Origin of the sequence: Streptococcus sp. 121 (assembly GCF_016458205.1) — a bacterium.
Classification (GTDB): Bacteria; Bacillota; Bacilli; order Lactobacillales; family Streptococcaceae; genus Streptococcus.
In genome coordinates, this window is record NZ_JAEMED010000023.1 from 23,393 (window position 1) to 31,643 (window position 8,251).

An 8,251-nucleotide genomic window follows, 5' to 3' on the forward strand; every position below is an offset into this window, starting at 1 on the left:
GTTTCAATCATGAAACGTTACATTCAGGCCTGGAATCGAGCCAGTCTGATCAAGCGAATTGCAATTGGGGTTGTCATTGGTTTTGCCCTCGCCCTCATCGTTCCATCTTGGTCAGCTATCGGAATCCTCGGAGATGTCTTCGTAGGTGCTTTGCGAGCAGTTGCCCCTCTCTTGGTATTTGCATTGGTAACCAACGCCCTTTCTCAGCACAGAGAAGGTGGACAATCCAATATAAAAACCATCGTTCTCCTTTACCTATTCGGCACGTTTGCTGCTGCTTTGGTTGCTGTGCTTGTATCCTTTGCTTTCCCAACAACCTTAACACTAGCAAATGCGGCTACGGATATCGCACCTCCTAGTGGATTGGCTGAAATCGCTCGTAACCTCTTGCTCAACATTGTAGAAAACCCAGTTAGCGCTATTTCCAATGGTAACTACATCGGAATTTTGGCTTGGGCTAGTGTCTTTGGAATTGCTATGCGCCAAGCGAGCAAGCAAAGTAAAGAATTGCTTCAAACTGTGGCAGATGTAACCTCAACTGTCGTAGCTTGGGTGATTAACTTAGCACCATTCGGAATCCTTGGTTTGGTTTTCAAAGCGATCTCTGAACAAGGGGTCGATGCCCTTCTAGGTTACGGCCAATTGATCCTTGTGATTGTGGCAACCAACCTCTTTGTAGCCTTGGTTATCAACCCAATCATTGGATTTGTGATGATGCGTAAAAATCCATATCCACTTGTCCTCAAAACCTTACAAGTCAGCGGTGTAACTGCCTTCTTTACTCGAAGCTCAGCAGCCAACATCCCCGTAAACTTGAAACTCTGTGAAGAGCTTGGTTTGGACAAAGATACCTATACAATCTCGATCCCGCTTGGAGCAACCATCAACATGGGTGGTGCCGCCATTACCATCACTATTCTTTCCCTTGCAGCGGTTCACACTCTTGGTATTAATGTGGACTTCGGAACTGCCCTCCTCCTCTCTGTTGTATCTGCCTTGTCAGCCTGTGGAGCTTCTGGGGTTACCGGTGGATCTCTGCTCCTGATTCCTGTGGCATGTAGCCTCTTTGGGATCTCTGGTGATATCTCAGCACAAGTTATCGGAGTCGGCTTTATCATCGGTATCATCCAAGATGCCTGTGAAACTGCCCTCAACTCTTCAACCGACGTTCTCTATACTGCCTATGCAGAGTGGAGCGCGTGGAAGAAAAAAGAAGCTTAGTCTACAAATCCCTCTGGCCAAAGCCAGAGGTTTTTTGATACTATAGTCTTTTAGTACAAGGCGGCGAGTCGTAGACAGCTCAAAATCTCTGAGGGAGATTTTGAGCTTGCTGATAGAGGTTGGGGCAAAAATCTCAACCTTCCTATTTTAGTTAGGGGATTCACTTTGACGCAGTGGTTGATTGGTCAAACAGCTAAAAGGCTGTTTGAGGTAGCAGATAGGAGAGCGAAGCAAATAACAATTGTTCGCTTTTATTGAGAGAACATTTCATGTTCTCTTATCCAGAAACTCAAAGAGTCAATTCCTGACTCTTTGACCTCCGAAAGTAACCGAATCAACATTGACATGAACTTCGTTCCTTTCATTTAGAAACTCTAAAGGCATTCAACATGCCTTTAGAGCGGGGGTGGGTACTAACAGTCTGGGAAGAGACTGTTAGTACTTGAGCCCTAAATATGGAAAGCGAAAACAGTCTGGGAAGAGACTGTTTGAACCCGAGCCTAACAATAAAAGAGCGAGGTCGGTTTGGGGAGAAACCGTTTCAGCTTACAACTTGAAACAAAGACTTGTATAGTCTTTTAGTTTGCTTTTAGTACAAGGCAGCGAGTTGCAGGCAGTACTAAAGTACGGCAAGACGAGCTAACACAGTAATAATACTCATTACATTTCAAAATCTGAATGTGTGAAGCCTCTTCACCGAACCCCTTTGATTGCGTGCCTTGCACGCTTTAGCGATAATATTCAACAGGTCTCCCAGACCTGTTGAACTATCTTCATCGGATTGATTGCAAGCGATGCTTGCTTCATGACCTATACATTTTAATCCAATTCCTGGATTAAAATTCATTTCAGATTTCGAACTATTTCGAGTATAAATGAGCATAAAAAGCCGAGATTCTTCATCTCGACTTGTATTACTTAGGCTTTCTTTTGTTTGTCTAAATACTTTTTGGTCTCCATCACAACAATCGGACTAAGCGCCAAGAGAGCGATCAAGTTGGGAAGTACCATAAGGGCATTCACGATATCCGCAATCAGCCAAATAACATCTACTGTTAGAAAAGCTCCAAGGAAAACAAAAGCAACATAGAGCGCTCGATAAATCCAGATAAAACGAAGCCCGAAGAGGAACTCAAAGCACCGCTCCCCATAATAGTTCCAGCCGATAATGGTTGTAAAGGCAAATAGAACCAAGAAAAGCATGAGAAGAACTGCTCCTAGGTTACCAAATACCGTACCAAAAGCTGCTTGTGTTAAGCTAGCCCCATTAGCTTCTCCTGTCCAAACACCAGTAATCAAGATGGATAAACCAGTCAAGCTACAAACAATAATGGTATCAATAAAGGTACCGGTCATCGAAATCAGACCTTGCTCTACAGGCGATTCGGTCTTAGCAGCCGCAGCCGCAATCGGTGCACTTCCCATTCCAGATTCGTTGGAGAAGACCCCACGCGCAATCCCTGTCTGAATCGCTGTCCGAACTGTCGCGCCCGCAAAACCTCCAAGAGCGGCTGCAGGAGTGAAGGCACTGGTCACAACCAATTCAAGAGTCGGAAGCAATTGATCAATGTTTACAACAAGAATGGTTCCGGCTGCTAGGACATAAACCAAAGCCATAAATGGAACTACTGCTGTTGAGATTTTAGAAATACTTTGAATACCTCCAAAAATCGCAATCGCCACTAGAATCGTCAGGATCGGTCCAGTCACTTCTGAACCAATTCCCAATCCTGTCTTAATGGAGTCCGTAATAGAAGAAACCTGTGTGAAAGTACCGGTGGACAAAAGGGCTGTTAATACGGCACCTCCTGCGAAGAAATTGGCTAGAGGGCGCCATTTCTCTCCCATCCCATTCACAATGTAGTACATGGGTCCACCAGAGGCAGCTCCCTTTTCATCCTTCACTCGATATCGAATGGCCAAAACACCTTCAGCGTATTTGGTAGCCATCCCGAAGAAGGCAGCTACCCACATCCAGAAGAGGGCACCAGGGCCACCCATCTTAATGGCTGTTGCTACCCCAACAATATTCCCGGTACCGATGGTGGCAGCTAAAGCCGTACTCAAGGCTGCAAAACTGGAAATATCACCAGTTCCTTCCTTATCATCCGCTTTAAAAATCAATTTTAAGGCTCTTGGAAGCTGGGTTACTTGTAGCATTCCCAAACGGAAACTTAGGAAAATCCCTGTTCCCACCAACAAAATTAAAAGGGGAGGTCCCCAGACAAACGCATCCAACTGCGTCAAAAACTCTAACATGTCTACTCCTCTACTCCAACCTTTCGCAAAATTGGAGTCTCTCTAAAAAACTGTACCCTCCATTTTAAAACAAGACCCCCTCTTTGTCAATTTTACCCAGCTTTATAAATGTAACCCGATTGTAAAAAGCGCGCAAAAGGCCTGATACATTACTGACTCAGGCCTTTCCAATTCCCCATTAAAGGGAAGCAACAATTTCTTTGATTTGATCTTTGGTGTGTACTCCAGCTACTTGCTTCACAACCTCTCCGTCCTTCTTAAACATCAAGGTTGGAATAGACATAATGCCAAATTCACGCGCAGTAGCTGGATTTTCATCCACATCCATCTTCACAATCTTCAACTCAGATTCATCGACTTCACCCGCCAACTGTTCCAAGATTGGAGCCTGCATGCGGCAAGGACCACACCAAGTAGCCCAGAAATCAATTAACACAAGACCTTCTTTAGTCTCTTCTACGAAATTTGCGTCGGTCACACTTTGTACCATATCAATCGCTCCTTTTTCTTTCTTAGTATTAGTTTACACCAATTTGTAAAATAATGACAGAATTTGCTACGGCATGCCTTATTTAAAAATGGCAATAGTGGCACCAGATCCTCCAGCGTTTTGTGGCGCGTATGCAAAGGACTTGACCTGTTTATTCCGGCGAAGGTAATTTTGCACACCCTCTCGGATAACGCCAGTCCCAATTCCGTGGATAATATCGACCTGAGCCAGATTATTCAGCAAAGCTTGGTCAATAAAGGCATCCAGTTCTTCCATAGCTTCCTCATAGCGTTTCCCACGTAAGTCCAAACGAGCCTTAGCTCCTTGACTCTTAGTCCGTTTAACTGTCGATACTTTCTTAGACTTGGGTTTATCTGGGCTAGCTTCTTTTTGGACAGCCTCAAACTCATCTTCCTTTAAAGTCATTTTCATCAGACCAACCTGAGCTTCCCAACGACCATCTTTCAATTGACGAACCAAATTACCACGTTGACCATATTGGCTAACGAGAATTTCCATGCCTACCTTAGGAGCTTTTTTCTTTTTGGCTCGATTGAGAACCTTGTTTTTAGATAGATCAACGGTTGCTGGGGCAAGTTCTTTTAGTTTGGCCTTGGCTTCAATCACTTGATGGGGTTTCAACTGAGCTCCTGCCTGCAAGTTTTTCAGAATCTGATCACTCTCTTCAGTAGCTTTAGCGACAATTACCTGTGCCTCTTGGCGAGCAGCATTGAGTTCAGCTTCCTGGCCGCGTTCCAACTCAGCATAGAGCTTTTTCAAGGCCCGATTGAGCTTGTGGTTTTCCTGCTCCAGCTCCCGAATCCCTTCCAGCCGTTTGCGGCTCTCTAGCGTTTGCTCTTCCAAACGTTGAATAATGCGGGAAACATCCTGGTCTTGGTCCATCTGACCTTCTGCCTGAGTCACGATGACTTCTGCCAAGCCTAAACGTCTTGCGATTTCAAAGGCATTGGACCGCCCCGGAACACCTTGCATAAAACGATAGGTGGGCCGCAAACTCACCGTATCAAATTCCATGCTGGCATTTTCAACCGCATCCGTCTCAATCCCATAAGCCTTGAGCTCTGGGTAGTGGGTGGTCGCCATGGTCTTAATGCCCCGCAAGCGGAGATCTTCTAAAATTGAGATAGCCAGTGCCGCTCCTTCCTGCGGATCCGTACCTGCTCCAAGTTCATCAAAAAGAACGAGGGAGAAAGGACCAGCCTGCTGGAGAATCTGGATAATGTTGGTCATATGGCTAGAGAAAGTTGAGAGACTTTGCTCAATGGACTGCTCATCACCGATGTCCGCAAACACTTCATCAAACAGACCAATTTGACTACCTTCAGCAGCTAAAATAGGCAGACCCGCCTGTCCCATAAGCTGAGCCAAGCCTAGGGTTTTGAGCATCAGGGTTTTCCCCCCTGTGTTAGGCCCTGTCATCACAATACTGGTCAAATCTTTGCCAAAATGCAAATCATTGGCCACCGGCTGCTCTAATAGAGGATGACGAAGCTGGAGCAAGCGGATATCATTCTGGGTAGAGATACTTGGAATATGTGCCTGACGATCTCGCATATACTGGTATTTTGCGGCCAAGAAATCAAAATGTCCCAGAAGCCAATGGTTGTTTTGAAAGGCTTGAACTTGGGGCCGAAGTAGATTAGCCAGTTCTCGCAGGATTCGACGAATCTCATAGCGCTCTTCCGCTTCTAAACTGGCAATTCCTTCATTAATCTGAATCAATTCACGGGGTTCAATGTAAACCGTGCTCCCCGTAGCCGAGATGTCTTGCACAATCCCTTGAACGCGGTTGCGAAAACTCTGTTTGACTGGTAAGACATTGCGACCGTTCCGACTGGCAAAGAGAGGATCCGCTAGGTAATCCGCTTTTTTCTTCAAGAGCTCTTGCATGGTTTGCCGAAGTTCTCGATCTGCCTGTTTCAAGCGACGACGGATTCGCATCAAGTCTTCACTAGCAAAATCCTCAATCGTACCATTGTCCGCAATAGCCTGCAGGGCCCCTTGAAATTGTGGGAAAATCTCCAGATTTTCAAAATAGACCGCTAAATTGGGAAGACGGACATCCTCTAAATCCAAGTAAAATTCCTTCAGAAGCTGACTTGCCCTTAGTAGGGACTTAATGTCCTGGAAATCATCCAGATTTAATTCCGCTTCCAGCTGCAAGCGTTTCAGTGTTGGGGTCAAATCGCCTAGACTGGTTATGGGCATGGTCTGACCTGCTCTTCCGAGCTCCTGCATATCTCCCAACTGATCAAAGGCTCGCTGGATTTCTTTTACATCGGTCATAGGTTCCAGATTGGCCAAGGTTTTCTGCCCTTCTACCGTTCGAAGATAGGGGGCAAAAGCGCTTTTGACTTCTGGAAACTCTAAACTTTCATATATTTTATTATTCATTTTTTCTCCGAAAAATCTAAAAAAGAAAGAGTCTGCGACAGGGTCGCCAAACTCTTACAAACGGTTTACATTCCTCCCAAGACACGGCCTACCCAAAGGGGGCGAAGGGCTAGTTGGCTAAAGGGGGAAAGGTTCATCATAAATTGAACGAGGAAACTGGAACTAAGGCTGTCCTGGATAATGGGGAGAGGGATTGTTGCGAGGATAAAAATGAGCATTTCAATCCGATACCAGGACAGGAGAAGGGAGAGGCCACTTGAGATAAGAGAGGCTGGCAGACTGTCCCAGGTCCGTTTCCAGGGTGAAAAGACCAAAAAAGTTGCCAAGATACGGCCTACAATCCAAACCAAGATAAAGACAAGTAAAAAGCCAAGACCACTATAGAAAACGCGGTCTAAGTCAAATAAAATGGTGGACTCAAAAAAGAGGGCCTGACTCCCCCGCACCGGGTTGGCATAGGGAATCCAGAGACTGAGGACATCTGCCACCCCACTATAGGTAAAAGAGGCTACAAGGAAAGCTATTGCAAAAAGGATCGTCTGTCCCAGCTGAGAGGCTAGTCCTCGCTGAAATCCTAGATAGACATTCCAAATCAGAACCAATAAAATTACAATATCGAGCATAGTTGACCTCTATTTGTCTTCTTCCTGGTTCTGCTTGGCCCACTCCATCTCTCGATTCAACTGGACAGAGAGGGTATTAATAGCCAAAAGCAAGGCCAGGGTCTCGTCATCAGCATTCGGCATCTGAGTCTTGAGAGCCTGGTATTTCTCCTGAGCCAACCGTTCAATTTCTTCCATAAAGAGATTGTCGTATTCAGTTGTTAACGTTAGGGTTTTCTTTCCAAAAGAAAATTTATATCGATTTAAATTTGCCATAATATCACCTTTCCCTCAATTATAGCAGAAAGGCGGTAGCTTGTCATTTTCAAAGGAAGCTCGGTATGTGTCAAGTTATTCTCGGAAATTTGAAAAATCAGTCTCAAATCTAGGACGTGCGTGAATTTCAGTTTGCAAAATTGCAAAAACACATAAATATCATTGTCATTCAAATGAATGATTCAGTAAGTCAATCTCCACCTTATCGTTCTTAGTGTTTCTAATATGCAGGTCTTCATATTAGGTAGTGCGGACGTGAGCAGCCTCCTACGGAGTCTCATCACTAGATTTCGAGCCAAGGTCTCGAAATCTCCGTCATCTAGCAGTTGTTTCTCAACTGCTGATGATTCCACTACAGTATGAAGACCTGCTTCTTTATTCTTTCCGAACGATCTAAAATAAACTCGATAAGCGTCCCATAGCTGAACTCTTGGGACCATACACAGGTATGGTTGCCTGTGGAATAGTGTGCTCTTTGTGTTTCATAACCTTTAGGGCTTTTGAAGCACTCATAGCTATTTCCTCGCTAAAGACTGGCTCCGAAACTGTAGCTCTGTACAATCTCTCAAACTCCCCATTGCGAATACTTACTAAGAGAGTTGCCATGTTTTCAGCACCTTGTCTTGTCCAATTTCGTCTCTGCTTTTTTCATACGATTTGTATAAAAGCGATGTCCACTTTCGCAAACACCCACACCATCACTTACTGGCAAATTTCTATCTTTTAGTGGCCGAATCCAGCACCAATTCCGAGTTAAATAAGCTCGAACTTCACTCAAACGCTCAAGGTGCTCCTCCTGTTCAAGATATGACTCAACTGTATCTAGCAATAGTTCTACACGCTCATAATCATAAGCCTTAACTACTTGTCGTAATTCCTTTTGAAGAAACTTATCAAAACCAAGCTTACCAGTGATGTATTTCATGACATGGTAGGAATCTAAGCAATATTCAAATAGACTCCTACGTCCTCCAAGCGATTGGAACTT

Annotated in this window: 7 protein-coding genes and 1 pseudogene; 1 reads left to right on the plus strand and 7 read right to left on the minus strand. The window is 44.8% G+C overall.

The annotated features are described in order from the left end of the window. Window positions 1-9: 9 nt before the first annotated feature. Window positions 10-1,221, plus strand: coding sequence for a serine/threonine transporter SstT (gene sstT / locus JEQ21_RS05930; protein WP_199364528.1), 1,212 nt, complete (start codon window positions 10-12; stop codon window positions 1,219-1,221). Window positions 1,222-2,139: 918 nt separating this feature from the next. On the opposite strand, the gene JEQ21_RS05935 is transcribed toward sstT, so the two are convergent. From JEQ21_RS05935 to JEQ21_RS05965, 7 genes and pseudogenes are all read right to left on the minus strand, one after another. Continuing rightward, window positions 2,140-3,480, minus strand: coding sequence for an alanine/glycine:cation symporter family protein (locus JEQ21_RS05935; RefSeq protein ID WP_196092365.1), 1,341 nt, complete (start codon window positions 3,478-3,480; stop codon window positions 2,140-2,142). Window positions 3,481-3,658: 178 nt separating this feature from the next. After that, window positions 3,659-3,970: a thioredoxin gene (trxA, locus tag JEQ21_RS05940; protein ID WP_135036216.1), complete on the minus strand. Its 312-nt coding sequence runs from the start codon at window positions 3,968-3,970 to the stop codon at window positions 3,659-3,661. Between the two features lie 78 nt (window positions 3,971-4,048). Beyond that, window positions 4,049-6,385: an endonuclease MutS2 gene (locus tag JEQ21_RS05945; RefSeq protein ID WP_199364529.1), complete on the minus strand. Its 2,337-nt coding sequence runs from the start codon at window positions 6,383-6,385 to the stop codon at window positions 4,049-4,051. 65 nt (window positions 6,386-6,450) lie between these two features. After that, a complete protein-coding gene (locus JEQ21_RS05950; RefSeq protein WP_199364530.1) occupies window positions 6,451-7,008 on the minus strand; it encodes a CvpA family protein in 558 nt (185 codons plus the stop codon). A gap of 9 nt (window positions 7,009-7,017) precedes the next feature. Beyond that, complete coding sequence (locus tag JEQ21_RS05955; protein WP_196092038.1) at window positions 7,018-7,263, minus strand: hypothetical protein; 246 nt, start codon at window positions 7,261-7,263, stop codon at window positions 7,018-7,020. Between the two features lie 393 nt (window positions 7,264-7,656). Beyond that, entirely contained in the window at window positions 7,657-7,869 is a 213-nt protein-coding gene (locus tag JEQ21_RS05960; RefSeq protein ID WP_199364531.1) for a hypothetical protein, read from the minus strand. Between the two features lie 4 nt (window positions 7,870-7,873). Further along, window positions 7,874-8,251: pseudogene (locus tag JEQ21_RS05965) on the minus strand (ISLre2 family transposase); the annotation flags it as partial.